Genomic DNA, 24,962 nt, shown 5'->3' with positions numbered 1-24,962 from the left:
GCCTCGTGCTTCCACGATCAATCACGCGGCGCCGTATAGCGGTGATGGGCGCGCTCGCCGTTGCCGCGGGGCTCAGCCTCTCGGCGTGCGGCGGCGACGACTCCGCCGGGACCGACACGGCGGCCCCGGCGCCCAGCGCCGAGAGCACGCTGGCCAAGCTTGTGCCGGAGAACATCGCGGCGGACGGCAAGATCCTTATCGGTAGCGACGCTTCCTACCCGCCCAACGAGTCCGTCGACCCCGCCAACCAGAAGATCGTCGGCTGGGAGGTCGAGCTGGGTGAGGCGATCGCCGGCAAGCTCGGGCTCAAGGCCGATTTCCAGAACGCCGGCTTCGACACGATCATCCCGGGCATCCAGTCCGGCAAGTACGAGCTCGGCATCTCGTCCTTCACCGACAACCCTGAGCGGGAGAAGGTCGTCGACTTTGTGACGTACTACAACGCCGGTGTCTCGTGGGCCACGCTCAAGGGCAACCCCCAGGGCGTCGACCCCGACAACGCGTGCGGCAAGAAGATCGGCGTCCAGCAGGGCACGGTCGAGGTCGACGACATCCAGGCGCGCAGTGAGAAGTGCGTCAAGGACGGCAAGCCCGCGATCGAGCAGGTCGTGCGCAAGGGCCAGACCGAGGTCAACGCCGACCTGGTCTCGGGCAAGATCGACGGCATGCTGGCCGACTCGCCGATCGTGGGTTACGCGATCAAGCAGACCGGCGACAAGCTGGAGATCATCGGCCAGATGTACGACGCGGCCCCGTACGGCTTCGCCTTCGCGAAGACCTCGGGCACGTTCAAGGACGCCGTGATGGGCGCGCTCAAGGAGCTGATGGCGGACGGCACCTACACCAAGATTCTGGAGAAGTGGGGCGTCCAGGACGGTGCCATCACCACCCCCGTGATCAACGGCGCCGGCGGCTGATCCATGTCCGCCGGTCAAACGGAAACACGCACCGGGGCGATCAAGGCCGTCCCGGTGCGCCACCCCGGCCGCTGGGTGGCGGCCGTGGCGGTCGCGGTGCTCGCCGCGATGCTGGTCAACAACCTCGTCACCAACGAGGCGTACAACTGGGCCGAGCAGCTCAAGTACCTGTTCGCGCCCGCGGTGCTCGAAGCCACGTTCAACACCATCTGGCTGACCGTCGCCGCCATGGTGGGCGGCGTCATCCTTGGCATCCTGCTCGCGCTGATGCGGCTGTCCGCCAACCCGCTGCTGCGCGGCGCGGCCTGGCTGTACATCTGGGTCTTCCGCGGCACCCCGTTGTTCACCCAGTTGCTGATCTGGGGCAACATCGGCGCGCTCTTCCCCACACTCGGCCTCGGCATCCCGTTCGGCCCGCAGTTCGTCACCGCACAGACCAACGCGCTCTACAGCGCGGCCGCGGCGGCGGCGCTCGGGCTGGTCTTCAACGAGGCGGCCTACATGGCCGAGATCGTGCGCGGCGGCATCCAGTCGGTGGACGCGGGCCAGCAGGAGGCGGCCAGCGCGCTCGGCCTGACCCGGGTGCAGACACTCCGCCGGATCATCCTGCCCCAGGCGATGCGGGTGATCGCGCCGCCCACCGGCAACGAGGCGATCTCCATGCTGAAGAACACCTCCCTGGTGGTGGCGGTGCCCTTCGTGGAGCTGACCTTCACGGTGCAGAACATCTACTCGCACACCTACCAGATCATCCCGATGCTGGTCATGGCGTGCATCTGGTACCTGTTCCTGTCGTCGCTCATGATGATCGGCCAGCACTACCTTGAGCGGCACTACGGCAAGGGGTACGCGCGATGACCGGACTCACGAACATGGCGTCCGGGGACGTCGCGGCCGAGGGCCTGATGGTGAAGGCCGAGCAGGTCTGCAAGAACTTCGGCCACGTGCAGGTCCTCAAGGGCATCGACCTTGAGGTGCAGCAGGGCGAGGTGATGTGCGTCGTCGGGCCTTCCGGCTCCGGCAAGTCGACGTTCCTGCGGTGCATCAACCACCTGGAGAAGGTCGACGCGGGACGGCTGTGGGTGGACGGCCACCTCGTCGGCTACCGGCAGCGCGGCGACAAGCTGTACGAGCTGCGGGAGAAGGAGGTCGCCGCCCAGCGCAGGGACATCGGCATGGTGTTCCAGCGGTTCAACCTCTTCCCGCACATGACGGCGCTCCAGAACGTCATGGAGGCGCCGATGCTGGTCAAGGGCGAGTCCAAGGACGCGGCCAAGGCCCGGGCCGAGCAGCTGATGGAGCGGGTCGGCCTGTCCGACCGGATGGGCAACTACCCGTCGCAGCTCTCCGGCGGCCAGCAGCAGCGGGTCGCCATCGCGCGGGCGCTGGCGATGCAGCCGAAGCTCATGCTGTTCGACGAGCCCACCTCGGCGCTGGACCCCGAGCTCGTCGGCGAGGTCCTGGACGTCATGCGCGACCTGGCCCGCGAGGGCATGACGATGGTCGTCGTGACCCACGAGATGGGGTTCGCCCGCGAGGTCGGCGACTCGCTCGTCTTCATGGACGGCGGCGTGGTCGTCGAGCAGGGCGTCCCGCGTGAGGTGCTGGCCAACCCCCAGCACGCCCGCACGCAGGCGTTCCTGTCCAAGGTCCTCTGAGTCACGGCGTACCGCACGGCGGTCGAGGGGAGCGCTCCCGGAGCGCTCCCCTCGACCGCTTTCCGGCTCCGGACAGGCGGCCGGAGGGCGGGCAGCGGGGAGACCCTCCCGACCAGTCGTCACCCGCGGAGCCCGGCCGGAAATAAACGGACAGCCACTCCGGTTGTTCGGAGAATGACCACGGACATCATCCGCGGCGTCCCGCGCGGGACGGCCGACATCCCCTTGTCGATCCTCGAACTCGCGACCGTCGGCGAAGGGCACACGCCCGCCGACGCGCTCCGCTCCGCGACCGAGCTGGCGAGAAACGCCGAAGAGTGGGGTTATCACCGCATCTGGGTCGCCGAGCACCACGGGATGCCCGGCGTGGCCAGCTCCTCCCCGGCCGTGCTGATCGCCCATCTGGCGGCGGCGACCCGCGCGATCAGGATCGGCTCCGGCGGCGTCATGCTGCCCAACCACGCCCCGCTGGTCGTCGCCGAGCAGTTCGGCACGCTGCACGCCCTGCATCCCGGACGGATCGACCTCGGCCTCGGCCGCGCCCCGGGCACTGACATGGCCACCGCGAACGCGCTGCGCCGCTCCGCCGACATCGACCCCGACGAATTTCCCCAGCAGGTCGCGGAGCTGACCGCCTTCCTCGACGGCGCCTTCCCCGGCGATCACCCGTACGCCAAGATCCAGGCGATCCCGCGCTCCGCCGACCGGCCGCCGATCTGGCTGCTCGGCTCCAGCGGGTTCAGCGCGCGGCTGGCCGGGCTGCTCGGGCTGCCCTTCGCCTTCGCCCACCACTTCAGCGCCGCGAACACCGAGCCCGCCCTCGACCTGTACCGGTCCTCGTTCCGGCCCTCCGAGGCCCTCTCCGAGCCGTACGCGCTGATCGGGGTGTCCGCCGTGGCGGCGGACACCGAGGCGGAGGCGCTCCGGCAGGCCATGCCGGGCGCGCTCTCGTGGCTGCGGATGCGCCGGGGGGCGCCCGGCCTGTTCCCGTCCCCCGAGACCGCCGAAGCGTACGCGTACACGCCCATGGAGATGGATTTCATCCGCGACCGGCTGTCCAACGTGGTCTACGGAGACGCCGACGGGGTCCGGGCCGGCCTGGAGGAGCTGCGCAAGCGCACCGGCGCCGACGAGCTGATGATCACGACGATGGTCCACGGCGCCGAGGCGCGGCTCCGCTCCTACCGGCTCATCGCCGAGGCGTACGGCATGACCTCCTGACGCGGTGACCGGGTGAAGATCAGGATCGGCCGGGTGCGAGGGCGTCGAGCGCCTCCTCCGCCCGGCGCATCGACGCGGCGGGATCGGCGTCCGGGTTGCCGATCCCGGGGTCGAAGTTGAGATCGTGGAAGACCTCCGTCACCCCCTTCTCCCCCAGGGCCGCGACGTCGGCACGGATCTTCTCGTACGACCCGGTGAGCGGGGCGGAGTCGTCCGCCTGCGCGCGGGTGACGCCCCGGCAGACGAACCGCAGCGTCGCGGGGTCGCGCCCCGCCTCGCGCGCCGCGTCCTTCACGATCGCGATCTGCTCCCCGATCGTGGCGAGGTCGGCGCGGCTGGGGCTGATCCACCCGTCGGCGATCCGCCCGGCCCGGCGCAGCGCGACGGGGGCCGTACCGCCCAGCAGGATCGGCGGCGCGCCGACCGGCTTCGGATCCTGGTGGACCGGCGGCAGCTCGTAGAACTCGCCCCGGTGCTCCACCACGTCGTCGGTCCAGAGGCGGCGGAGCAGCCCGACGTATTCCTCCGCCCGCCTCCCCCGGCGCTCCATCGGCACGCCGGACGCCCGGAACTCCTCCGGAAGCCACCCGAGGCCGAGCCCGACGTCGAGCCGCCCGCCGGAGACGTCCTGCAGGGTCGCGAGCTGCTTGGCCATCAGGGCGGGCGAGACGAACGGCAGGTTCAGCACCGCGACGCCGAGGCGGATCCGGTCGGTGACGCCCGCCAGATAGGACAGGGCGACGACCGGATCGCGCACGCTGCGGTACACCGGCCCCATGGGATGCCCGACCGGATAGAGCAGCCGCTGGAAGGTCCACACTTCGTGGTAGCCCAGCTCCTCGGCGCGGCGCGCGATCCGCTTCATGTTCTCCGGCGTGGCCCACGAGCCGGAGACCGGTACGGCAAAGCCAATCCTCATACCGGCACCCTAGGCTGGGCTCATGATCGAATCATCGGGGGGACCGGCCGGCGCGGCTCCGCCGGACGCCGCGCCCTCCGTCGCCGCTCCCCCCGGCGGGCCGGACGCCGACCTGGTCGCCGGGCTCGTACGGCTCGCGCCCCGCGGGGGCCCGGTCACCGTGCTCAAGCAGAGCACCGGCTCCCCTCGGATGGACTCCGGAGCGGGCGTCGTGGTGGTCCGGGTGGGCGACGTGGTGGTGAAGGCCCACCCTGAGGGGACGCCGGAGGCCGACCTGCGGGTCCGGCTCGACCTGGCGGGCCGGCTGCCCGGCCTGATGCTCGCCCCTCTCGGCGTCGAGCGGCTGGGGGCGCGGATCGTCACGATCTGGCCGGCGGGTGAGCCGTTGACACCCGCCCATCTGGAGGACGGCGACGACCGCGCGCCATGGGCGGAGGGCGCGCGGCTGCTGGCCCGGCTGCACGCCCGTCCCCTGCCGCCGGGGCTGCCCGCGGCGGGCGGCCCGGCGCGGCTCGCACGTGCCGTCGCCGCGCTCGACGGGCATCGCGACGTCCCGCCGGCGATCCGCGCCGCGTACTGGACGCTGCCGTGGAGCGGCGCGGAGCACCGGCCGGTACCGCCCGGCCTGGCAGCGGGGGCCGAGCTGCGGGCCACGCTGGTCCACGGAGACTGGCACCTCGGCCAGCTCGTCCGGATCGGCGCGGCCTGGACTCTGATCGACCCGGACGACCTGGGCCACGGCGACCCGGCCTGGGATCTCGCCCGGCCGGCCGCCTGGTTCGCCGCCGGTCTGCTCGCCACCACGGCCTGGGACCGGTTCCTCGGCGCGTACCTGGCCGCGGGCGGCGGCGCGGTCAGCCGGGACGACCCGTGGAGGGAACTCGACCTGCCGGCCCGGGCGTTGACCGTCCAACTGGCCGCCACGGCGGTCGCGACGGCGAGACGAGCCGGGCGGCCGCTCGACGACTCGACGCGGGCGCTGGTGTCCTCCTGCGCGAGGATCCTCGCGACCGCGCGCGTCTGAGCCGGGGCGCCACCAAGCAGTACCCAGCCTCACCGGCAGCACCGCACCACCAGAGCAGACGGCGCTACCCAGCCGTTACGCGATCAAGGAGATCAACTGATGCAGTGCCCCAAGTGCCGCGGGAACATGCGGACGTTCGACCGCAACGGGATCCACATCGAGCAGTGCGACAACTGCCGGGGCATCTTCCTCGACTACGGTGAACTGGAGACGCTGACCCGGCTGGAGAGCCAGTGGGCGCAGCAGCAGTACGCGCCGCCGCCCGCGCACGGCGCGCCCGCCTGGGGCGCTCCGCACCACGGCCACCACCATCACCACCACGAGCGGAGCTGGGTGGGCATGCTGTTCTCGAGCTGACCTCGTCCGGACGGCCCGGCCCTCCCCTCGGCCGGGCCGTCAGACCGGAAGCCGACGACCCCGGGCTTCCGTCAGACGGGAGATCAGGCCGGGAAGTCGTCCGGGGAGACGTCGCTCGTCGACGCGTTGCCGCCGATCATCTTCTGGAGGGTCAGCGTCCAGGTGCTCCAGCGGATCTGGGTCGCCGTGTAGGTGGTCGTGAACGGCAGCGAGTCGTCGAACCTCTGGAAGACGCAGTTGTGGGTGAACCCCCGGGTGGCACGGTCGTAGTCGCTGCCGCTGGTGTAGTAGACGCGGTACTTGCCGTCCCTGATGTTCGTCACCTTGGCCGTCGACCTCTTGCGCACGTACACGCTGACGGCCTTCCGCTTGCCGAGGACGAGCGTGACGACGCTGTCGCCGGAGGTGCCGTTCTTCACGGTGAGGGAGCCCCTCCCGCCCCGGATGGCGGACGCCAGGATCGTGCCGTTGCCCAGCCTGCGGTTCTGCTCCTTCGGCGGGGTGAACTTGATCAGCCCGCCCTTGTAGTCGCCACCTCCGGCGAGGTCGGCCCCGGCCTCCTTCAGCCCGCCGAACTCGCTGGACTTGCCGAGCCGGCCGAGCACGCTCGACGCGGTGCACAGCGACCGGTCGCCCACGGCCTGGCCCAGCTCGTCGAGCTTGCCGTTCATGGCGCGCAACGCCGCGAGATAGTCGGTGTGCTCGGTGTCGATCTCGGCGGGCGGGTGCAGCGGCCCGAGCCGCTCCGCCGCCGAATCCACCGCGCTCTGCGCGCGCCGTACCCGCTGGCTGAGTGACTTGAAGGTGCGGGCCTTGGCGATGTCCCGCAGCGCGGCCCCGACCGGCACGCCGACGGCGTCCAGCTCGACCTGGTACGCGTCCGGGGTGAGCGCGGTGTCGGCCGGCGACTCCGCCCCCTTCCCCGATCCGGACGCGGCGGCGGGGCCACCGGAATCGGAGCCGGAATTGGAGGAGGTCCCGGCGCCACCGGAGGTGCAGGCCGCCAGGGTCAACGTCAGGCTCGCGGTGAGTGCGAGCGCGGAGAGTCGCGGGGAGATCACTCGTACAACTTTCTCGGCAGCCGTCAGGATGTGTCAACCTGGAACATTCCGGGCCAGGGCCCGGGTCAGCGGCCGTCCACCTCCAGCAGGCCCCGCTCCCAGATCCGTCCTTAGTGGTCGCCGTCGTAAATCCCTAGGGGGTTGACCTTCAGCTGCTGACGTGCAGTGTGTGATCAGGGCTGGATATTCGTCACGTAGAGGTTGCAGACCGGGTCGAGGGCGTCTTGCGGGCTGCCGGTGAACCAGACGTGGTCCTCATAGCCGTCCTCGCTCGCCAGATAGATGGCAAGTCCCGACCGGTGGGCCGAACCGCCGTAGCGCAGCCGCATCAGCATCAGCCGTTCGAGAAGGTCATGAACCAAGAGCCGTACGCCTCGGCCAAGCGGGTGTTCTGGATCGTCGACAACGGCTCCTCCCACCGCGGCCAGGCTGCCGCCGACCGGCTGGCCACGCGCTATCCCAACGCGGTCATGGTGCACACGCCCGTGCATGGTTCGTGGATCAACCAGATCGAGATCTTCTTCTCCATCGTGCAGCGGAAAGTCGTCTCACCCAACAACTTCACCAGCCTTGACCAGGTCGAAGCCCGGCTCATCGCCTTCGAGCGTCGCTACAACGCGACCGCCCGGCCCTTCAGGCGGACCAATCACCCTGTCTGGCTCCTTCGACACGAGGTCAGAGAGCGTTGCCTAGCCGTTGGCGTGTGCTTGTGGTGGCCGACGTTGTCGTCACGGTTGTCGTCAAGCACAGCACCGTTATCTCGACCCTCAAGAGGTGGCACGCGGGGACCCGGGCCAGAGATCTCCCCTCCTTCACTCACCATCAGCCGACCGGCCTCGGGCAGTCAGGAGTCTGCAGGGAGCAGTTCGATACGGACCCGCAGGAGGGTTCCGTCTTCGGTTCTACCGGCGTAGACCGATAAGAATGTGCCCCAAAATGCCCCGAGCGGCCCTGAGGTAGGGGGACAGAACCCAAGACCAGCTACGCTGACGCACCGTGATCTCCGCGCACCAGAGGCAACTGCGCGACCGGTTCTTATCAGCACCTGTCATGCTGACGCCGGATCCGTGGCGGCCGCTCTTTGGGACCTACGGCAACGGCCCTGGCTCTCGACCGTCTCACGTGCCGATCGGCGGACTCCTCGGGGTCGGCTTTGCGCTCGACCCGGTGACGGGTGAGGATCTGCTGATGATCGTCTCCCACCAAGGCCGGGGCGTCTTCGACACCTCAACGGGGGTGAGGATTGCCCGCGATCCCAACCCAGATGCCAGCATGCCGACCGGCCCCGACCTCTCTTGCCCGGGACTGGGGCCGCTGGCTGGCACTCATATCCGTATCGCAGGCCTGTTCGGTGGCGGACTGCACACTACTACCGATGATGGTTGGACCACCGAGATCGTGAGTCCCGACTGGCCTTATCACCGTGTCCTTCTGTCCGCAGACGGTGGCCTGTGCGATGGCCCCCCTGGCGAACGGTGGTGGCACATCTTCCACGCCGATTACTCAGAGCTCCGAGCCGCCGGCTTCTCCCCCTCCGGACGGACATTGGCCGTCGCAACCAGCAGTGACATCACGCTCTGGACCAGGGATCTCTCGCCTGCCATCGTCCGACCGTGAAGCGGCAACAGGCCGACGACGAAGGGTCAAGCCTGTGGCGCCGGGATCCAGTGGTGTTTATTCAGGGCGCCGATCGTGCGCCACGCATACGGCTGCCACCTGACCGCCTCTTATGTAGCCCCTGGTTCGGCATAAAGGCCTCCGGCGCTCCGGCAACGCCTGTTGAGGTGACAAGCCGATCACCTCATGCCCGGTGAGCACGAGGGGTTTGCCGAATCGTTGCGGTGGTGCTGGATCGGCGGGGCAAGATCAAAGGGCAATTACACTGGCCCGCTAATTCGGGAGGGGCACCGCCCCTGCCCGAGAGGCTCCCAGCTAGGGCTGTCGACGCCGGAGCCAGCGAAAGCAATTCCGGAACGATCTTGCGGTATCTAGGATGGCCCAGTGAAACTCGTAGAGCTGGAAATCGAGCGGCACGATTGGGCCGCGCTGCAGTGCGGCTGCGGGCAGTCCGCCGCGCACGTCGCATCGGACCTCCTGCGGCTGGCCAAGGCCAACACCTCGGGCGAGTGCACCACCGACATAATCGACAACGGTCACGTGTTTCTTCCGGATGTTCTCTTCGCCCCGTCCGTACCCACGGTCTCCGTCGCTTTGGCGGCGTTGGCCGATGACGTCCCCCTCCATGCCAGGGAGCAGTACACCGGACTTCTGCTCTGCCTCGTCGGGGACAACGGGCAGTCGTTCGAGGCCGTGCGCGCAGGCAGAGACTTGGTCGCCGAATGCATACAGGCCGCCAAGAGCGGGATCTGGCTGCTTTATGCCGAAATTTTCGCCGGGCGCTCTGTCACGGTGGCCAGTTATGCCTACGAAACACTCACTCTCATTGAAGATGACACCGATCGGCTCGCCCGCGTTCAGGCTGCGGCCGGAGAGCTGCTGGCGTGGAATCTCCGATGAGGCGGACTGATCCCCGCCCGACAGCTGTGAACGAACATCCTGCTCGGTCACATCCGATGAGCAACCACACCCGCCCCCTCCCCCTCGGCGGCCAGAGCGACGAAAGCACCGGCTATCTCCCGCGCCACCGCTGTGCCGGGTGCTAACGCGGACTCCAGGGGCCGTCAACGAGGGAGGCCGATGCTCTCCTACGGACGTTTTTGTCATTGGAGATCAAAAGACCCCGGGCCATGACCGGCTCGGGGCGTTCTTGCTGCGCAGAGAATGTGGTCAGGGGCAGGTCGAACTGCCGGCCTTCCGCTTTTCAGATGGAAGTTCACCCCAGCCGACCTCGAGGACCTGATGGCCCGGATCGAGCGACACGAACAGAAAGAGCTCGACTCCCAGCAGCACGATCACTGCGAGCAACAGCCTGCCGTGCTCGACGTCGCCGCGTAACCCCCGAGGAATTTACGGACACGACCACTCGACCGGGCCGGCCGCTTCGCCCCGCTCCCTTCCGCCCCGCTCCCTCGATCCCCCTGCGCCCCCGAAAGAACTTCGTCTTCGTCGTTGACGAAGTTTTACACCTCCCCTAATGTTGTCTCTATCGGAGACGATGTTCGACGCGCAAGCGGGACTCCGCGCCGAGCGTGGTAGTAATGGGACCCCCAGAGGAGGCCAGACAGACAAGTTGGTGCACCATGACCGAGCACTTCCTCGGCGTTCTCGGCATCGGCGAGGCGCTGGGAGTGAGCCGGCACGCGGTGCACAAGTGGCGCTCCCGCTATCCGAGCGGTTCGAGTCACCCGTTTCCCGAGCCCGACGTCGAGGTCGACGGAGCTCCCGGCTGGCGGGCTGATCGACTGGAAGAGATCGTGCGGTGGCGCGACGGCCTGCCGGGCCGCGGCGCGGGCGGCGGCCGCCCCTCCGCCGCGCGTCAGGAGTATCTCAAGGCGGCGTCCGCACGCGGCTTCACCCGGGACGAGGCGATCCGCGCGCTTGCCACGTTCACCGACGAGTTTCCGGAGATGACCGAGCCGGAGATCTGCGCCTGGCTCATCGAGAGCTGGCGTAGCTAGCACTTTCCGGCGACACACCCCATGCACGGAAGGCGATGCCGCATGCCCGAAATCGGCGGAAACACCGCACCGGGATTCGAAGGAGTGCGTGACGCGTTCGCGGCCAATCTGGCCGGAGACCAGGAAGTGGGCGCGGCGGTCGCCGTCTACCTGCACGGCACAAAGGTCGTCGACCTGTGGGGAGGAGTCGCCGACCCCGAAACCGGCCACCCCTGGGAGCGCGACACCCTGCAGGTCGTGTTCTCCACCACCAAGGGCGTCACCGCCGCCTGCGCGCACCTGCTGGCCCAGCGGGGCGAGCTGGACCTCGACGCGCCAGTCGCCGAGTACTGGCCGGAGTTCGCCGCGAACGGGAAGGAGCACGTCCCGGTCCGCTGGCTGCTCACCCACCAGGCCGGACTGCCCGCGCTCGACCACCCGATCACCCCGGCGGAGGCGATCGCCTGGCATCCCATGGTGACCGCGCTGGCCGCCCAGCGCCCCTTCTGGGAGCCGGGCACGGACCACGGCTACCACGCGCACACGTACGGCTGGCTGGTCGGGGAGGTCGTCCGCCGGGTGACCGGCCGCAGTATCGGCACATTCCTCGCCGCCGAGATCGCCACGCCGCTCGGCCTGGACCTGTGGATCGGGCTGCCGAAAACCGAGCACCATCGCGTCAGCCGGATCGTCGCCGACCCGATCGACCTGGACGCACTCTCCCGGATCGACCTGGACGCCCTTCCCGAACCCGCACGCGAGGTGATGCGGGCCTACGCCGATCCCACGTCGCTGACCAGACGCTCGATGGGCGTCGTCACGCCGCCGCTCAACCACGACGACCCCGGCGAGCAGTCCGCCGAGATGCCGGCGACCAACGGCATCTGCACGGCCCGCGCGCTGGCCGGCTTCTACGCCGCGCTCATCGGCGAGGTCAACGGGCATCGCGTTCTCACGCCCGAGACCCTGGCCGCGGCGACCGCGGAACAGGTCAGTGGAATCGACCGCGTCCTGCGGGTGCCCGTCCGGATCGGCACCGGCTTCGGTCTGCCGACCCCCGACGCGTTCTGGTACAGCCCGACCGCCTTCGGGTTTCCCGGCTACGGCGGGTCGCTCGGCTTCGCCGACCCGGCGAACGGCCTCGCCTTCGGCTATGTCATGAACCGCATCCAGGAAGGCGTGCCGGACCGGAGGGCCGCCACCCTCCTCGAGGCGGTCCACCGCGCGCTCAAGGCCTGGTGAACGGCTTCGGCGGGCCGCCCCCACGGAGGTCCGCCCCTGTGGACGTTCGCCTCGCCGCCGCTCGGCGTGCCCGGCTTGAGGTGGAAAGTGGCGAACGTCACTGAAGCGACATTCAGCTACCCCTCTGGCTGAGGTAGCCGGCGGACGGGTAAGGTAACGCTGGCCTAAATAAGGGTCGCCTTACTCGATCTCGCAGGAGCGGCACAGTGTTCGCGAGCTACCTCATCGGCCTCAGAGAGGGCCTGGAAGCCACCCTCGTGGTCTCCATCCTCGTCGCCTTCCTCGTGAAGAGCGACCGCCGCGACCGTCTCCCGCTCGTGTGGGCGGGCGTTGCCGGCGCCGTCCTCCTCTCGGTCGGGTTCGGCGCGCTCCTCACGTTCACCGCTGCGCACCTGAACCAGACGCAGCAGGAGCTGTTCGACGCCATCACCTCGCTCGCCGCGACCGTGTTCGTGACGTTCATGATCTTCTGGATGCGCACGGCGGCGCGGCGGATGTCCGGCGAGCTGCGCGAGAAGCTCGGCCACGCGCTGGAGCTGGGCGCCACCGCGGTCGTCGTCATGGCGTTCCTCGCGGTGGCCAGGGAGGGGCTGGAGACGGCCCTCCTGTGGTTCGCCGCCGCGCAGGGCGCCTCGGCCACCGCGAGCCCGCTGGTCGGCATCTCCCTCGGGCTGCTCACCTCCGTGGCGCTGGGCTGGGGCCTCTACAAGAGCGCACTGCGGATCAACCTCACCACGTTCTTCACCTGGACCGGCCTGCTGCTGATCCTGGTCGCCGCGGGCATCTTCAAGTACGGCGTGCACGACCTCCAGGAGGCGGGCATCGTCCCCGGCCTGAGCACCTACGCCTTCGACATCAGCGGCGTGCTCGACCCGGGCGCCTGGTACTCCGCGCTGCTGAGCGGCATGTTCAACATCACGGCCCAGCCCACCGTGGTGGAGACCCTGGCGTGGGTGGCCTACGCCATTCCGGTCCTCATCCTCTTCCTGCGGCCGTCGGGCCGTCCGAAGGCGACGCGTGGCCCTGCCGCACCGGCTGGTGACGCGCCGACCGTGCCCGCCTCCTGAGCGCGGGCTCCCCGCCTCCCCGACGTCCCCCTCAAGCTTTCCCAGAACTGGAGTCCTCCGCATGCGCACCCCCGCCGCCGTCGCCGTGGCCGTCCTCGGCCTGCTCGCCGCCGCCTGCTCCGGCACGGCCGACACGACCGCCTCCGGCAGCGCCGGCACGCCGGGGAAGATCACCGTGGCGGCCAGCGACACCGAGTGCAAGGTCGGCGCGACGGAGTTGCCCGCGGGCACCTCGACCTTCTCGATCACCAACAACGGCAGCAAGGTGACCGAGTTCTACATCTACGCGGGCGGCGACCGCGTGATGGGCGAGGTGGAGAACATCGTGCCCGGCCTCACCCGCGAGGTCATGGTCGAGCTGCCCGCCGGCACGTACGAGGCGGCGTGCAAGCCGGGCATGGTGGGCAAGGGCATCAGGAACCCGCTCAAGGTGACCGGCGACCACAAGCCGCTGAGCGACGACGCCAAGCTCTCCGAGGCCACCGCCAGCTACAAGCGCTACATCAAGACCCAGAGCGAGACGCTGCTCGCCAAGACCCAGGAGTTCGTGGACGCCGTCAAGGCCGGCGACATCGACAAGGCGAAGCAGCTCTACCCCGTCGCGCGTACGTACTGGGAGCGCATCGAGCCGGTGGCCGAGATCTTCGGCGACCTCGACCCGGCGATCGACGCCCGCGAGAACGACGTCGAGAAGGGCGAGGAGTGGACCGGCTTCCACCGCCTCGAGAAGGACCTGTGGGTGAAGAAGGACGTCAGCAAGGACGGCCCGATCGCCGACAAGCTGATGGCCGACATCAAGACCATCGTCGAGAAGGCCAACGAGGCGACGATCTCTCCGCTCCTGCTCGGCAACGGCGCCAAGGGCCTGCTCGACGAGGTCGCCACCGGCAAGATCACCGGCGAGGAGAACCGCTACGCGCACACCGACCTGTGGGACTTCGACGCCAACCTCGAGGGGTCCAAGGCCGCGGTGCAGGCGCTGCGCCCGGTGCTGGAGGAGCGCGACCCCGCGCTGGTGAAGACCCTCGACGAGAAGTTCGCCGCAGCCGAGGCCGCCCTGGAGGCGCACCGCTCCGGCGACGGCTGGAAGCTGCACACCGACCTGTCCAAGGACGACCTGAAGAAGCTGTCCGACGTGATCAACGCGCTCTCCGAGCCGATCAGCCGGATCGCCTCCACGGTGAGCAAGTGACCGCGGCGGCCGTACCGGGACGGAGCAGGTAATGAGCATCAGCCGCAGGAGGCTCTTCGGGCTCGGCGCGGCGGGCGTCGCCGCCGTCGGCGCGGGCGCGGTCGCGAGCCGCGCCCTGGTCACCGACTCGCCCACGCCCGCGTACGCGGCGACGACGTCCGCGCCGGTGTCGTTCTACGGCGCCCACCAGGCCGGGATCGTCACCCCGGCCCAGGACCGGCTGCACTTCGTCGCCTTCGACGTGACGACGGACAAGCGCGCCGAGCTGGTCGAGCTGCTCCAGGACTGGACGTCCGCCGCCGCGCGGATGACGCAGGGCAAGGAGGCCGGGACGTTCGGCGCGGTCGGCGGCGACCGTGAAGCGCCACCGGACGACACCGGCGAGGCCCTCGGGCTGCCCGCCTCCGGGCTGACCCTGACGATCGGCTTCGGCGCGTCGCTGTTCGACAAGCGGTTCGGCCTGACCGACCGGAAGCCGGCCGCCCTGGCCGGCCTGCCCGCGTTCCGCGGCGACGACCTCGTGCCGGAGATCTCCGGCGGCGACATCTGCGTGCAGGCGTGCGCGCACGACCCGCAGGTGGCGGTGCACGCGATCCGCAACCTGGCCAGGATCGGGTTCGGCAAGGTGTCGGTGCGCTACTCCCAGCTCGGCTTCGGCCGTACGTCCTCGACCTCGCGGGCCCAGGCGACCCCGCGCAACCTGATGGGCTTCAAGGACGGCACCGCCAACCTCAAGCTGGAGGACACCCAGCTCCTGCGCGAGCAGCTCTGGGCGGCGGCGGGCGACGGCCAGGCGTGGATGGACTCCGGCAGCTACCTCGTCACGCGCAAGATCCGGATGCACATCGAGACCTGGGACCGCGCGCCGCTGTCGGAGCAGGAGGTCATCTTCGGCCGCGACAAGGGCGAGGGGGCCCCGCTGACCGGCGCGAAGGAGTTCGACGAGCCCGACCTCGCCAAGAACGGCCCCGACGGGGCGCCGGTGATCGCCGACAACGCCCACGTGCGGCTGGCCCACCCCTCCGTCCACGGCGGCGCCCACCTGCTGCGGCGCGGCTACAACTACGTGGACGGCTCCGACGGCCTGGGCCGTCTCGACGCCGGGCTGTTCTTCATGGCGTACCAGCGGGACCCGCACAAGCAGTTCGTCCCGATCCAGCGGGAGCTGGCCGCCAAGGACGCGCTGAACGAGTACATCAAGCACGTCTCCAGCGGGCTGTTCGCCTGCCCGCCCGGCGTGACGGACGCCGGTGACTACTGGGGGCGCGCCCTCTTCACCTAAAGCTGTCAGACGCGTTGCGGCCGCCGCCGGCAGGCGCTGAGATTGGGGCATGGCGAACGCGGCCTGCCGCCGGGCGTGGCGATGCCGGCCGAGCACGCTCGCCGTTCGGGCGCGACGATGTCCACCGCGCTCGTCCTGGACCCGAACCGGGTGGCGGCGACACGCCTGTCCTTCTTCCTCGGCATTCCCACGCTGACCGGCGCGGGCCTGTACGAGCTCAGGGACGCCCTCGGCTCCGAGGCCGGCGGCGCCGGTCCCATGCCGCCGATCGTGGGCACGGCCGTCTCCTTCGTCATCGCCTATGCCTCCATCGCCTGGCTGCTGAGGTGCGTCGCCAGGCGCTCCTTCAACGTCTTTGTCATCTACCGGATCACCGTCGGAGCGCTGCTCCTCGCACTGCTCGGCACTGGAGTTCTCGCCGCCTGACAAAGGGCGGTTGAGCTCGTTGCGTCCCCGCCTCCGCTGTCACCTTTGTCGCATCTACCCGCCTACCTGTTCACCGGCGCAATGTAACTCGGGTTACATTATTTGATGTGACAGCGGATTCAGGGGTTGGCTGGTTGATCCTGGTGATCAAACTGCCCACGCAGCCATCGCGGCACCGAGTGGCAGCCTGGCGGGAACTGCGCAAGATCGGCGCGCTGCCGCTCGGCCAGGGCGTATGGGCCGTACCGGACGTGCCCGTCTTCGCGCACGGCCTGGCACGCGCGCTGGAGCTGACCGAACAGGCCAAAGGCCAGGCCATCACCATGCGCGCATCCGGCCACGGGCCGGAAGACGCCACCCGCCTGCAGGCACTGTTCACCGCCGCACGGTCCGCAGATTGGGCCGAGTTCCTGGCCGACTGCGGCAAGTTCGACCAGGAACTGGCCAAGGAGATCCGCCACGCCAAGTTCACAATGGCCGAGCTCGAGGAAGAGGAGCAGAGCCTGGATCGGCTGCGGCGCTGGCACCGGGACCTGACGGCCCGGGACGTGTTCGGGGCACCCGAGGCGGCCGAGGCCGCCGAGCGGCTCAAGCAGTGCGCCGCGGCCTGCGAGGACTATGCCGAGAAGGTGTTCCGCGCCCTCCACCAGACATCGCCGGAGGGCCTGTGAGCTCACCCCCGGCGCCGCGCCGCCAGATGTGGCCGCTGTACGCAGCCGGGTTCACCACCGCTTTCGGCGCTCACGGCATCGCCGCCAACCTCGGCGGTTTCTCCGAGGACGCGGTTACCTCGCTGATGGTGCTGGGCGGCCTGCTGGCCCTGTACGACGGGGCCGAGGTCCTGCTCAAGCCAGCGTTCGGCACGCTCGCCGACCGCATCGGCGCCCGCCCGGTCCTGGTGGGCGGGCTCATCGCCTTCGCTGCCGCCTCGGTGGCCTACGCCATCGCCGACAGCCCCGGCTGGCTCTGGGCGGCCCGCCTGGGCCAGGGGGCCGCAGCCTCCGCCTTCTCCCCGTCGGCCTCCGCCCTGGTCGCGCGCCTCAACCCGGCGGCCAAGCACGGCCGCGCCTTCGGCTCCTACGGCTTTTACAAGTCCATCGGCTACACCCTGGGCCCGCTGCTCGGAGGCGTGCTGGTATGGGCCGCAGGCATGCGACTGCTGTTCGCGGTACTGGCGGTACTCGGCATGGCGGTCGCCGCCTGGGCCGCGCTCGCCGTCCCGGCCGTACCCCCGCTACCCAAGAACCGGCAGACGGTGCTCGATCTGGTAAGGCGCCTCGCTGAACCGGCCTTCCTCGGCCCGACCGCGGCGCTGGCCGCAGCGACCGCTGCTCTGTCGGTCGGCGTGGGCTTCCTGCCCGTCACCGGCGCCGCGGCCGGCCTTGGCACGATCGCCACCGGGGCCGCGGTGTCAGTGCTCGCCGCCTGCGCCGCCCTTGTCCAGCCCAAAGCCGGACGCGCTCTCGACGACGGACGCATCACCGCACGCGGTGGCATCATCGCAGGACTGCTGCTCACCGCCGCAGGCCTGGCCTGCCCCATGGTGGCGGGTCTGCCCGGCCTCCTGTCCGGCGCCGCCCTGATCGGCGCCGGAACCGGCCTGATCACTCCCCTCGGGTTCGCCGCCCTCGCAGCCTCCACCCCCACTGCACGCCTCGGCCAGACGATGGGCGCGGCCGAGCTGGGACGCGAACTTGGCGATGCGGGCGGCCCGCTCCTGGTCGCCGCCATCGCCACAATGACGAGCCTCACCTACGGTTACGCCGCCCTCGCCCTCCTGCTCGCCATCGGGCCAGTGCTCGTCATCACGGTGCTCCACCGCCGCAACACAGCGCTCAACAACGCCCCAGCCACGGCCGCCCCCTACCAGCCACCGCCCACCGACACGGAAACGACGACCTGAGCGGTACCGGCCGCGCCGAGCAACTCGCCCGACCGAAGCGGACCCCACGCTTCCGTGGATAGGCGGCCCGTTCCGGATCATCGGCCACGCTTTGCCGAGCGGATCCGCCATGCGCCGGAGCAGCACGTGCCGTTCATCAAGCGACCCGCACTGCCCCGAGCGACGAGTCACGTGAGGCCCTCCGGGTGTCCCGCGACCATGCCGAAGCGGGCTGACATTTGCGCTTCGACGGCGAGACCATCAGGCAGAGAGATCTTGATCTTCTTGGTCACACCTGGGCCCTCTCGGGCCATCGCCCGCGAGGGTCCCCGGCGGCGGGATGATGGCAGGACTCGCCGGTCCTGTGCTGCCCAGCAGTTCGCCTTGGGATCCGCCTAGGATTCACCGCCGTCCGCCGCCGTGCCCGTGGAAGCCGCCCCCATGGAAGGCGTGCCCGTGGAAGCCACCCCCGTGGAAGCCGTGCTCATGGAAGCCGTGCTCATGGAAGCCGTGCTCATGGAAGCGGAAGTGCCTGTGGAAGAAATGCTCGTGACGGAAGTGCCTGTGGAAGAAATGCCTGTGGTGGAAGTGCCTGTGGAAGAAGAAGTGCCTGTGGTGGTGGCGGCAGAAGACCGGCTCTCCCCTGCAGAACTTGCAACCGTGCTCCCACCAGCACGGGGCGGTGGTGTTAGTGACCTTAAAGGGGGCACTAACCGTATTCGTGATGTACGTGGAGGCGCTGACTGTGTAGGGCGCCACGGCACTCACGGGCTGGGTCGATATGGTCGCCGGGGCAACCAGGGCAGAAGTCACCAGTGCGCCGGTAGCGAAAACTTGTCTGAGCATGAGGATCACTCCGTGGCAATCCACACCCCATGCATGGGGCTGGATCTCATGTGGCACCGAACCCGTTGGGGCTGGTGCGGCCTGTTTTCAGGCGCTTACGAACTGACGGAGTGTCGAATCGGTCTCCCAAGAGGACGCCGAAACGGCTTATTGACCTAATTTTCACAGTAAGCGGCCCGCAGCGAGCGAGCACCCACACAAAGGGCTTGGTCTGGGCGAATTACCGTAAAGACCAGCGACGTCGTTCCTGCTCCGAGCGGTATCAGTGATCATCGACTGCCAGGGGCGGCACGCTGTTCACAGGCTGCTCACTTCCGCCTCCGACGGGCGGGCGAAGCGACCTGGCCGTAGGCATTGCGTCTGCGTGAGAAGTTCCCTAGTTGGCAGTGCTCCGCTCGAACAATGCGGTGACCGGGGCTAAGGGTCGGCTCTCCTCGCACGCCTTGTGCTTCTTCATCCGCAGCTGCCGCCAGGCTGCACCGCGGCGCGAAACGGTGAGGTCGGCATCCGGCCACACAGCCTGCGCGCTGGGGGCGCGACCGGCGCCTACCTCGGCGCCCAGCGGTCGATGTCGCGGATGTAGCCCAACACGGTGCGGGACCTGTCGCGCCAACGACCGTGACGGCCGATCAGCATCGGGTCTGCGCCCCACAACCCCATGAGCGGCACCGGCCTGTAGCACCTCCCTTTTGGGACGCAGGTTTCTGGACGGTGTCGGTGCTGGTCGCTGAGGCGGGGCTTGAGCAGCACCCGAACGGCCAGTGGCGTTAACGAGCCCGCGGGGGACGCGCTATCGCCGCTGGCCGTTCCGATGGAGGCGGCCTGATTACTGGTCCGGCTGGGCCTGGTGAGGTAGCAGGTCGGCGAGCGCGGTCCGTACGGCGGCGCGGCTGACTCCGTGGGTGCGTGCGAGGGCCGCGATCGACGTGCCCTGATCCTGGAACGAAGCCGGGTCCTCGAACAGCAGCACGCCCTCGGCGGGGCGGAATCCTTCGGCGACGCCTTCGGTCCGGACGAGGAGGCCGGCCTCGGTGAGGATGTGGCGCTGCCGCAGCAGTGACTGGGTCGCGGTGGACACGCGGGAGTAGACGATCCGCACCAGGTGCTCCTCGAGAAGGTCGGAGCCCCTTTTACCTGTCGGGAAATCCTGTCGTCAATTCGGACGCGAATTCGACCGCCTGGGGCGGTGTTTCGTCACCCGGTGTCCGGTCTTCCGGGTGGTCGCGGACCGGCTCGGTGGGGTGTCGGGAAACCTTCTAATCCCGACACCCATCACGCGAATCCAATGGCGCCGTCAGACCTACCTGGCGGCCGGGGACACGTTCGGGAGCGGAGGGCCGGCTCCGCGAGGCCGCCCCTGGGGCCACCAGGGTCAGCCGCCTTCCCTCGCCGCGAACCACCGTGATCGGATTAGGCTCTCCGGATGATCACTCCGATTGAACTCGTCATTTTCGACTGCGACGGCGTGCTCGTCGACAGCGAACGCATTGCCGCGCGCCTCCACGTCGCCGTGGGCGCCGAGCTGGGCTGGCCGCTGACCGAAGCCGAGGTAATCGAAAAGTTCATCGGCCGGTCGCCCCTCTCCAACGGAGAACAAATCACCGCCCGAGTTGGGCCGAGCCGGGCCGCACTCTGGCAGGAGAGATTCGAGCAACTGCACCGCACGGCCGTCGATGCCGAACTCACCCCGGTCGATGGCATCCTCGAAGTCCTCGACACCCTCACACTTCCCAGCTGCGTCGCCTCTGGCGGCAGCCACGACACGATGCGCCACACCCTGGGCCACACCGGGATCTACCCATACTTCGAAGGCCGCATCTTCAGCGCCAGCGAGGTCGCCCACGGCAAACCGGCCCCCGACCTGTTCCTGCACGCCGCCAAGCAGATGGGCGTCCACCCCTCGGTCTGCATCGTCGTCGAGGACAGCAAATACGGGATCCAGGCAGCCCGCACAGCCGGCATGCGCGCTCTTGGCTACGCCGGCGGACTCACACCCGCGAAATGGCTTGAAGGACCAAACACCACAGTCTTCGACGACATGCGCGAACTCCCGGCACTCCTCGTACAAACCGACCGACCATGACTCCGCTGCCCCGCTGGTAGGTGTGGGCCCAGTCGCCCACGGCGACGGCCAGCGCGGCGAGTAGGCCCGCGCGCCAGTCGAGCAGGACGCCGGGTGTGAGTAGTTGAGGTACAGGAAATCCCGGTGAGATTGATCTTGGTCGGCTAGCGCACCGGGTGCGGGCACGGCCGGGGTTCGCGGAAAGCTCGCCGGACGGGCGTCGGTGCTGGTTACGGCCCGCCTCGTGCCGGTGGAGTTTCTGACTGATGAGCAGGCCGAGGCGTACGGGACGTTCACCGAGGTGCCCACGCGCCCGGAGCTGGAGCGGTGCCGAGCTGGCGACGTTGCGCCGCCTCGTCGACGAAGGCGTCAGCGTCACGGAGGCCGCCCGCATCCTGAAGCTTTCCCGCAGCACGGCCTACGCCGCACTTGCCGCCAGCCAGTAACCAGGCAACTTGTGAAAAACGCGCCCCCCATTCTCGCAAGTGACCCTGTGCCCTTGTGAACCGCCTTCCGGGGATCTGCCGGGGACCGGGAACACGATCTGCCAACGGCTTCCCGATCTCCTTCTCGGCCACCGCACCAGCCCGGCATCGTGGCAGGCATGCCGCGCCTCCCCCGCCGACTTCCGCGTCTGAGCGGATATAGGCCTGAGCTGCGGTTATGAGTTCTCGCGGCGACGCCGGATACGCCGGTCGTACAACCAGTCCGCGATGGAGTACCACAGCCAGCTCGAAGCAACGGCCCCCAGGAAGAGACCGACCGGCACGAGCACAGCCAGCCACCACGAGGCGCCAGCGAGGAAGAGCACGATGGCGATCACCAGGCCGACCAAAACAACCACGAGGGGGCCGAAGGAGGCCGAGCGCGAGGCAGCCATCACTTCGGGGCTAGCGCTGATGGCATGAGTGCCACGGAAGACGTGAACGCCGGCAGTGGACACCGAGCAGTCGAGGAAGGCAGCGATATCGGTGTTGGGCCACCCCTGGACGCGGCTGAGGTAGGTGGCGATCTGCTGGTTGCCGGACAGGTCGGCGATCGCGTCGACAACGGTGCGGGCCGCGCGGATGTCTTCGATGTCGGCTTGGCGCGCCAAGGAGGACCAGCAGGCTGTTCCGGCCTCCAGGTGCAAGGCGGGGTCGCCCTCGGTGAAGGGACGGCGCCGCTGGGCGGCCTTGGCGATCTGGTTGCGGACCACCACGCACAACCACGCCCCGGGCTTGTGAATCGTCTCGATCCCGTCCTGGAGTATCAGCTGCACGAACGCGTCTTGGACGACGTCCTCAGGGTCCAGCTCGCTCATCGGGATCCCCCAGCCGGAGGCCAACCGGCGGGCGTAGCCCAAGAGCGGATCATGCTGCTCGCCGTAGACGGCCCCGGCCAGCGCACGCTTCCGGCACCTGTGGAGTTCGTATGCCTCCTCGGGGGTCATCGCCGGACCCGCCTGGCCCGCCAGCCGGCCCGCTCCTGCTCCACCTCGGTGCCGGGCGGGAGCGAGATCGCGCTGCGGATCAGCTCCCGGCGGGCCCGCAGCACGATCCGCTCGGCCAACGCGTCCACCAAGACGACCAGACCACGCGCACACACCGCGGCCATCGCTATCAGGACCGGATCGGTCACCGCCGCCTCCTTCGGGAGCCGATGCGGCCTCCCTCATGGTGACCGCCTCTACTCCCTTCGAGGGCAGAACCGCCGAATCTCTTTACAGCCGATTCCCAACGGAGAAGGCCCCGCTCGCGGAGTGCGCTTCTCGCAAGTGGCCCCGGACCCCTCAACCCCAACTCGCTCGGGCGTCGCGGCCGCCGCACCGTGGAGGTGCGACGGCCGCGGGCTCACACGCCGCTGCGAGAGGGGGTTCAGGTCCCCTGCACGGCCCTCCGCTCCCGAACGTGTCCCCAGCCGCCAGGTCTCGTGACGCATGACCCCTTTGAGTGGGGCCGAGGCTGTGGTGGAGGAGTTCGAGGTCGGCGAATGGGAACCGGCATAGCCGGCCGGGCTCTTCGCTCCTGCCTGCCACTCAGGCGAGGCAGAACTCGTTGCCCTCAACGTCCTGCATGACCACGACCGACTCGTTTACTTCATCGGCAGGCAGGAGCCGTACGCGTACCGCGCCGAGCTGGATCAGCCGCGAGCATTCGGCCTCAAGGGCCGCCAGGCGCTCCTCGCCCACCAGCCCGATCCCCACCCGCACGTCAAGGTGCAGCCGATTCTTGACGACCTTGCCTTCGGGAACACGCTGGAAGTACAACCGCGGGCCCGCGCCCGAGGGATCACTGCATGCGAACCATGAATCCCGCTGCTCAGGCGGCAGCGTGCGATTGAAATCGTCCCAACTGGCAAACCCCTCCGGTGGCCGCGGCGCGACGTACCCCAACACCTCACACCAGAAACGAGCAACGCGCTCAGGTTCTGCACAGTCGAAAGTGACTTGAATCTGCCTCACTGATGCTTCCACGAACCAATCCTCCCATAAGCGGCCATACGTCCCGCGATCACAACTCAGAACGTCGGACGGACCATCCGATCGCCGGAGCCGATCAGAGCGACTGTCCTTGATCGCGTGCAAATTTTCGCTACGACTTCAAGCCTGACGACCGAGGCAGCCTTACGCTTCGCCCTCACCCTGGCCACCCTGTACGCGGCGCACTCCGTCGCGGACCACTGGGTACAGACGCACGGCCAGGCGTGCGGCAAGGCCGCGCCCGGCCGGGCCGGGTGGACCGCCAACCTCGCCCACGTCACCACCTACACCGCGACCCTGGCCCTGGCCTGGCCGTGGTCGGATGGCGGTTCGGCCTCGGCTACGCGCCCGGTTGGGTCGTGGCCGGCCTCGCCGTCGAAGACGCCTGGATCGCCGGGCAGCAACGCGCCGCTCGGCGCTGGGAGGGCCTGAGCCGATGAAGTGGAACCTGCGAATGGCCGCCGCGCAGCGCGGTATCTGGAAGGCCAGCGAGATGCAACGCCTGCTCGCGGAACGCGGCCTGGTAATCAGCGCGGGCAAGATGTCGGGTCTGTGGTCCGGACATCCGGCCAGCATCAAGCTGGATGAGCTGGAAGTGATCTGTGCGACGCTCGGTTGCGAGGTCGGCGAACTGCTGATCCGCGAGCCCGAGTTGGTGCCGCAGCCCGTCCAGCACGACCAGGACCAGGCGGCCAACGCCGATGGTCGACTGGCCGCCGGCCCGCCTGCCGTTACTCCACGGTCGCGCGCTGGCCGCTCGCTGCCGCCTCGGTGAGCGTCGCCGACGCGCCGTGATATGCGGCTGGCCTGTCGCCTACACAGGCGTCGGCCGCCGCCCGGTCTATTGCGGCTCGGCATGCCGCAAGCGCGCCCACCGCGACCGCGTCTCCTCCGGGCAGAGCACGCCCCGGCAACCGACTGCTCAAAGGTCCCTGGCTCCCGACAATCCCATGCTCGTCCAGGCGCGTCAGCGAGCCGTTCAGATGCGCGAGGAACGCGGCTGGTCGCGCAACGTCTTCGCCGCCGTCGAACGGACCCTGGTCCTGCTGCTGGCCGAACATCCCGCCGACGAACCGGTCGCCTACGCCCAGCTTGACCGCCTGCGCGGCCGGGGTCGCAGCATCAAGCGGACCGCGGAGGTCCTCACCGAGCTCGGTTTACTCGACGAGCAGCGACCCAAAGCGATCCTGGCCTGGACCGACCGGCGCACCAGCACGCTGCCCGCAAACTTCAAGACCGACGTCCGCGACTGGCTGACCTGGCTGCACACCGGAGACGCCCGCACCCGCCCGCGCTCCGACACCACCTTGTACGTCTACCTGGGAACCGTCCAGCCGATCCTGGAGAGCTGGGCGACCACCCGCAAGCACCTACGCGAGGTTACGCGCGAGGAGGCCCACGCCGCCGTCGAGGCGCTGCGCGGGCGCCGCCTCAGCAACACCGTCACCGCGCTGAAGTCGTTGTTCCGTTTCGCCACCAAGCATCGGCGGATCTTCGCCAACCCCACCACTCAGCTTCACCCGGGAGCCCATCCCTACCCTGAGCGCCTGCCGCTCGACGAGTTTGCGCTCAAGAGCGCCGTCAGTGCCGCCGTCACGCCGGCGCTGCGTCTGGTTGTCGCCTTGGCCGCTATCCACGCCGCTCGCCCTCGGACGATCCGCCAGCTCGCCCTCGACGACATCGACCTTCCCGGCGGATCATCCTCGACGGCCTCGCCCGCCCTCTCGACGAGCTGACCCACGACGCCCTGCGCGACTACCTCGCCGAGCGCCGCCAATTCTGGCCGCA

The 24,962-nt window shown here is 69.2% G+C and carries 31 protein-coding genes; 23 read left to right on the top strand and 8 right to left on the bottom strand.

The window, feature by feature from the left end:
- Positions 1–5: 5 nt before the first annotated feature.
- The 4 genes from AWQ71_RS13250 (at position 6) to AWQ71_RS13235 (ending at position 3,796) form a co-directional block, all read left to right on the top strand.
- On the top strand, positions 6–917 hold the full coding sequence (locus AWQ71_RS13250; protein WP_245658254.1) for an ABC transporter substrate-binding protein: 912 nt from the start codon (positions 6–8) through the stop codon (positions 915–917).
- Positions 918–920: 3 nt separating this feature from the next.
- Entirely contained in the window at positions 921–1,775 is an 855-nt protein-coding gene (locus tag AWQ71_RS13245; protein WP_067132170.1) for an amino acid ABC transporter permease, read from the top strand.
- Positions 1,772–2,575 (top strand): amino acid ABC transporter ATP-binding protein, encoded by an 804-nt coding sequence (locus tag AWQ71_RS13240; RefSeq protein ID WP_067132167.1) that lies wholly within the window; start codon positions 1,772–1,774, stop codon positions 2,573–2,575. The genes AWQ71_RS13245 and AWQ71_RS13240 overlap by 4 nt, the downstream gene beginning before the upstream one ends.
- 174 nt (positions 2,576–2,749) lie before the next feature.
- A complete protein-coding gene (locus tag AWQ71_RS13235) occupies positions 2,750–3,796 on the top strand; it encodes an LLM class flavin-dependent oxidoreductase (RefSeq protein WP_067132164.1) in 1,047 nt (348 codons plus the stop codon).
- A gap of 19 nt (positions 3,797–3,815) precedes the next feature.
- Here the strand turns inward: AWQ71_RS13235 and AWQ71_RS13230 are convergent, their stop codons facing one another.
- Positions 3,816–4,715 (bottom strand): TIGR03619 family F420-dependent LLM class oxidoreductase, encoded by a 900-nt coding sequence (locus AWQ71_RS13230; protein WP_067132161.1) that lies wholly within the window; start codon positions 4,713–4,715, stop codon positions 3,816–3,818.
- Positions 4,716–4,737: 22 nt separating this feature from the next.
- Between AWQ71_RS13230 and AWQ71_RS13225 the strand changes: the two genes are divergently transcribed.
- Together AWQ71_RS13225 and AWQ71_RS13220 are read left to right on the top strand one after the other, a co-directional pair.
- Positions 4,738–5,739 carry a phosphotransferase gene (locus AWQ71_RS13225; RefSeq protein WP_084258832.1) on the top strand — a complete coding sequence of 334 codons (1,002 nt, stop codon included), beginning with the start codon at positions 4,738–4,740 and terminating at the stop codon, positions 5,737–5,739.
- A 99-nt stretch (positions 5,740–5,838) separates the two neighbouring features.
- The gene (locus tag AWQ71_RS13220) at positions 5,839–6,096 is read left to right on the top strand and encodes a TFIIB-type zinc ribbon-containing protein (protein ID WP_067132159.1); all 258 of its coding nucleotides are present in this window, start codon (positions 5,839–5,841) and stop codon (positions 6,094–6,096) included.
- Positions 6,097–6,179: 83 nt separating this feature from the next.
- Here the strand turns inward: AWQ71_RS13220 and AWQ71_RS13215 are convergent, their stop codons facing one another.
- Both AWQ71_RS13215 and AWQ71_RS42635 read right to left on the bottom strand, forming a co-directional pair.
- Entirely contained in the window at positions 6,180–7,157 is a 978-nt protein-coding gene (locus AWQ71_RS13215) for a hypothetical protein (protein WP_067132156.1), read from the bottom strand.
- 173 nt (positions 7,158–7,330) lie between these two features.
- A complete protein-coding gene (locus tag AWQ71_RS42635) occupies positions 7,331–7,519 on the bottom strand; it encodes a hypothetical protein (protein WP_169806554.1) in 189 nt (62 codons plus the stop codon).
- Between AWQ71_RS42635 and AWQ71_RS44630 the strand changes: the two genes are divergently transcribed.
- The 3 genes from AWQ71_RS44630 to AWQ71_RS13205 all read left to right on the top strand — a co-directional run bounded on the left by AWQ71_RS44630 (position 7,511) and on the right by AWQ71_RS13205 (position 9,674).
- Positions 7,511–8,071 (top strand): transposase, encoded by a 561-nt coding sequence (locus tag AWQ71_RS44630; RefSeq protein ID WP_218001767.1) that lies wholly within the window; start codon positions 7,511–7,513, stop codon positions 8,069–8,071. The genes AWQ71_RS42635 and AWQ71_RS44630 overlap by 9 nt on opposite strands.
- A gap of 82 nt (positions 8,072–8,153) precedes the next feature.
- Positions 8,154–8,774, top strand: coding sequence for a hypothetical protein (locus AWQ71_RS40100; RefSeq protein ID WP_084258831.1), 621 nt, complete (start codon positions 8,154–8,156; stop codon positions 8,772–8,774).
- 384 nt (positions 8,775–9,158) lie between these two features.
- The gene (locus tag AWQ71_RS13205; protein WP_067132149.1) at positions 9,159–9,674 is read left to right on the top strand and encodes a hypothetical protein; all 516 of its coding nucleotides are present in this window, start codon (positions 9,159–9,161) and stop codon (positions 9,672–9,674) included.
- Between the two features lie 270 nt (positions 9,675–9,944).
- Here AWQ71_RS13205 and AWQ71_RS44365 read toward each other — a convergent pair whose 3' ends face one another.
- Positions 9,945–10,073 (bottom strand): hypothetical protein, encoded by a 129-nt coding sequence (locus tag AWQ71_RS44365; RefSeq protein ID WP_281196181.1) that lies wholly within the window; start codon positions 10,071–10,073, stop codon positions 9,945–9,947.
- A gap of 284 nt (positions 10,074–10,357) precedes the next feature.
- Here AWQ71_RS44365 and AWQ71_RS13200 point away from each other — a divergent pair, with 284 nt between their 5' ends.
- The 9 genes from AWQ71_RS13200 to AWQ71_RS41570 all read left to right on the top strand — a co-directional run bounded on the left by AWQ71_RS13200 (position 10,358) and on the right by AWQ71_RS41570 (position 18,810).
- On the top strand, positions 10,358–10,735 hold the full coding sequence (locus AWQ71_RS13200; RefSeq protein ID WP_067132146.1) for a hypothetical protein: 378 nt from the start codon (positions 10,358–10,360) through the stop codon (positions 10,733–10,735).
- 42 nt (positions 10,736–10,777) lie between these two features.
- Positions 10,778–11,956, top strand: a complete 1,179-nt coding sequence (locus AWQ71_RS13195; protein ID WP_067132144.1) for a serine hydrolase domain-containing protein — start codon at positions 10,778–10,780, stop codon at positions 11,954–11,956.
- A gap of 206 nt (positions 11,957–12,162) precedes the next feature.
- Entirely contained in the window at positions 12,163–13,023 is an 861-nt protein-coding gene (gene efeU / locus AWQ71_RS13190) for an iron uptake transporter permease EfeU (protein WP_067132142.1), read from the top strand.
- A 61-nt stretch (positions 13,024–13,084) separates the two neighbouring features.
- Entirely contained in the window at positions 13,085–14,215 is a 1,131-nt protein-coding gene (gene efeO, locus AWQ71_RS13185; protein ID WP_067132139.1) for an iron uptake system protein EfeO, read from the top strand.
- Between the two features lie 31 nt (positions 14,216–14,246).
- Positions 14,247–15,497, top strand: coding sequence for an iron uptake transporter deferrochelatase/peroxidase subunit (efeB, locus tag AWQ71_RS13180; RefSeq protein WP_067132137.1), 1,251 nt, complete (start codon positions 14,247–14,249; stop codon positions 15,495–15,497).
- A gap of 42 nt (positions 15,498–15,539) precedes the next feature.
- A complete protein-coding gene (locus AWQ71_RS13175) occupies positions 15,540–15,923 on the top strand; it encodes an undecaprenyl-diphosphate phosphatase (protein ID WP_218001765.1) in 384 nt (127 codons plus the stop codon).
- Between the two features lie 143 nt (positions 15,924–16,066).
- On the top strand, positions 16,067–16,594 hold the full coding sequence (locus AWQ71_RS13170) for a Chromate resistance protein ChrB (protein ID WP_245658269.1): 528 nt from the start codon (positions 16,067–16,069) through the stop codon (positions 16,592–16,594).
- Positions 16,591–17,826 carry an MFS transporter gene (locus AWQ71_RS13165; protein WP_218001764.1) on the top strand — a complete coding sequence of 412 codons (1,236 nt, stop codon included), beginning with the start codon at positions 16,591–16,593 and terminating at the stop codon, positions 17,824–17,826. The genes AWQ71_RS13170 and AWQ71_RS13165 overlap by 4 nt, the downstream gene beginning before the upstream one ends.
- 435 nt (positions 17,827–18,261) lie before the next feature.
- Positions 18,262–18,810: a hypothetical protein gene (locus AWQ71_RS41570; protein WP_157570324.1), complete on the top strand. Its 549-nt coding sequence runs from the start codon at positions 18,262–18,264 to the stop codon at positions 18,808–18,810.
- A gap of 667 nt (positions 18,811–19,477) precedes the next feature.
- Here AWQ71_RS41570 and AWQ71_RS13155 read toward each other — a convergent pair.
- Positions 19,478–19,750, bottom strand: a complete 273-nt coding sequence (locus tag AWQ71_RS13155) for a hypothetical protein (protein ID WP_067132128.1) — start codon at positions 19,748–19,750, stop codon at positions 19,478–19,480.
- Between the two features lie 324 nt (positions 19,751–20,074).
- Here AWQ71_RS13155 and AWQ71_RS13150 point away from each other — a divergent pair, with 324 nt between their 5' ends.
- A complete protein-coding gene (locus AWQ71_RS13150; RefSeq protein ID WP_067132125.1) occupies positions 20,075–20,734 on the top strand; it encodes an HAD family hydrolase in 660 nt (219 codons plus the stop codon).
- Between the two features lie 245 nt (positions 20,735–20,979).
- Positions 20,980–21,159, top strand: a complete 180-nt coding sequence (locus AWQ71_RS44625; RefSeq protein WP_157570323.1) for a helix-turn-helix domain-containing protein — start codon at positions 20,980–20,982, stop codon at positions 21,157–21,159.
- A gap of 215 nt (positions 21,160–21,374) precedes the next feature.
- On the opposite strand, the gene AWQ71_RS13145 is transcribed toward AWQ71_RS44625, so the two are convergent.
- The 3 genes from AWQ71_RS13145 to AWQ71_RS13135 all read right to left on the bottom strand — a co-directional run bounded on the left by AWQ71_RS13145 (position 21,375) and on the right by AWQ71_RS13135 (position 23,168).
- Positions 21,375–22,145: an RNA polymerase sigma factor gene (locus AWQ71_RS13145; protein ID WP_067132122.1), complete on the bottom strand. Its 771-nt coding sequence runs from the start codon at positions 22,143–22,145 to the stop codon at positions 21,375–21,377.
- Positions 22,142–22,333 (bottom strand): hypothetical protein, encoded by a 192-nt coding sequence (locus tag AWQ71_RS42630; RefSeq protein WP_067132119.1) that lies wholly within the window; start codon positions 22,331–22,333, stop codon positions 22,142–22,144. The genes AWQ71_RS13145 and AWQ71_RS42630 overlap by 4 nt, the downstream gene beginning before the upstream one ends.
- Positions 22,334–22,730: 397 nt before the next feature.
- Entirely contained in the window at positions 22,731–23,168 is a 438-nt protein-coding gene (locus AWQ71_RS13135) for a VOC family protein (RefSeq protein WP_067132116.1), read from the bottom strand.
- 105 nt (positions 23,169–23,273) lie between these two features.
- On the opposite strand from AWQ71_RS13135, the gene AWQ71_RS13130 reads away from it, so the two are divergent.
- The 3 genes from AWQ71_RS13130 to AWQ71_RS13120 all read left to right on the top strand — a co-directional run bounded on the left by AWQ71_RS13130 (position 23,274) and on the right by AWQ71_RS13120 (position 24,910).
- The gene (locus tag AWQ71_RS13130) at positions 23,274–23,606 is read left to right on the top strand and encodes a hypothetical protein (RefSeq protein WP_067132113.1); all 333 of its coding nucleotides are present in this window, start codon (positions 23,274–23,276) and stop codon (positions 23,604–23,606) included.
- Positions 23,607–23,610: 4 nt separating this feature from the next.
- Positions 23,611–23,949 (top strand): helix-turn-helix domain-containing protein, encoded by a 339-nt coding sequence (locus AWQ71_RS13125; protein WP_067132110.1) that lies wholly within the window; start codon positions 23,611–23,613, stop codon positions 23,947–23,949.
- Positions 23,950–24,157: 208 nt separating this feature from the next.
- Positions 24,158–24,910 carry a site-specific integrase gene (locus AWQ71_RS13120; RefSeq protein ID WP_067132106.1) on the top strand — a complete coding sequence of 251 codons (753 nt, stop codon included), beginning with the start codon at positions 24,158–24,160 and terminating at the stop codon, positions 24,908–24,910.
- The last annotated feature ends 52 nt before the right edge of the window (positions 24,911–24,962 follow it).

Origin of the sequence: Microtetraspora malaysiensis, assembly GCF_001528665.1 — a bacterium.
In the GTDB taxonomy this organism is placed as follows: domain Bacteria; phylum Actinomycetota; class Actinomycetes; order Streptosporangiales; family Streptosporangiaceae; genus Microtetraspora_A; species Microtetraspora_A malaysiensis.
Note: the sequence above shows the minus strand (reverse complement) of the source record. Positions and strands in the feature narration are given on the sequence as shown.

Bases quoted from the DNA above. Each gene is read 5' to 3' on its own strand.
- AWQ71_RS13245 (WP_067132170.1), top strand. From the start codon at position 921: ATGTCCGCCGGTCAAACGGAAACACGCACCGGGGCGATCAAGGCCGTC.
- AWQ71_RS13240 (WP_067132167.1), top strand. From the start codon at position 1,772: ATGACCGGACTCACGAACATGGCGTCCGGGGACGTCGCGGCCGAGGGC.
- AWQ71_RS13235 (WP_067132164.1), top strand. From the start codon at position 2,750: ATGACCACGGACATCATCCGCGGCGTCCCGCGCGGGACGGCCGACATC.
- AWQ71_RS13230 (WP_067132161.1), bottom strand. From the start codon at position 4,715: ATGAGGATTGGCTTTGCCGTACCGGTCTCCGGCTCGTGGGCCACGCCG.
- AWQ71_RS13225 (WP_084258832.1), top strand. From the start codon at position 4,738: ATGATCGAATCATCGGGGGGACCGGCCGGCGCGGCTCCGCCGGACGCC.
- AWQ71_RS13220 (WP_067132159.1), top strand. From the start codon at position 5,839: ATGCAGTGCCCCAAGTGCCGCGGGAACATGCGGACGTTCGACCGCAAC.
- AWQ71_RS44630 (WP_218001767.1), top strand. From the start codon at position 7,511: ATGAACCAAGAGCCGTACGCCTCGGCCAAGCGGGTGTTCTGGATCGTC.
- AWQ71_RS13200 (WP_067132146.1), top strand. From the start codon at position 10,358: ATGACCGAGCACTTCCTCGGCGTTCTCGGCATCGGCGAGGCGCTGGGA.
- AWQ71_RS13195 (WP_067132144.1), top strand. From the start codon at position 10,778: ATGCCCGAAATCGGCGGAAACACCGCACCGGGATTCGAAGGAGTGCGT.
- efeO (WP_067132139.1), top strand. From the start codon at position 13,085: ATGCGCACCCCCGCCGCCGTCGCCGTGGCCGTCCTCGGCCTGCTCGCC.
- efeB (WP_067132137.1), top strand. From the start codon at position 14,247: ATGAGCATCAGCCGCAGGAGGCTCTTCGGGCTCGGCGCGGCGGGCGTC.
- AWQ71_RS13150 (WP_067132125.1), top strand. From the start codon at position 20,075: ATGATCACTCCGATTGAACTCGTCATTTTCGACTGCGACGGCGTGCTC.
- AWQ71_RS44625 (WP_157570323.1), top strand. From the start codon at position 20,980: ATGAGCAGGCCGAGGCGTACGGGACGTTCACCGAGGTGCCCACGCGCC.
- AWQ71_RS13145 (WP_067132122.1), bottom strand. From the start codon at position 22,145: ATGACCCCCGAGGAGGCATACGAACTCCACAGGTGCCGGAAGCGTGCG.
- AWQ71_RS13125 (WP_067132110.1), top strand. From the start codon at position 23,611: ATGAAGTGGAACCTGCGAATGGCCGCCGCGCAGCGCGGTATCTGGAAG.
- AWQ71_RS13120 (WP_067132106.1), top strand. From the start codon at position 24,158: ATGCGCGAGGAACGCGGCTGGTCGCGCAACGTCTTCGCCGCCGTCGAA.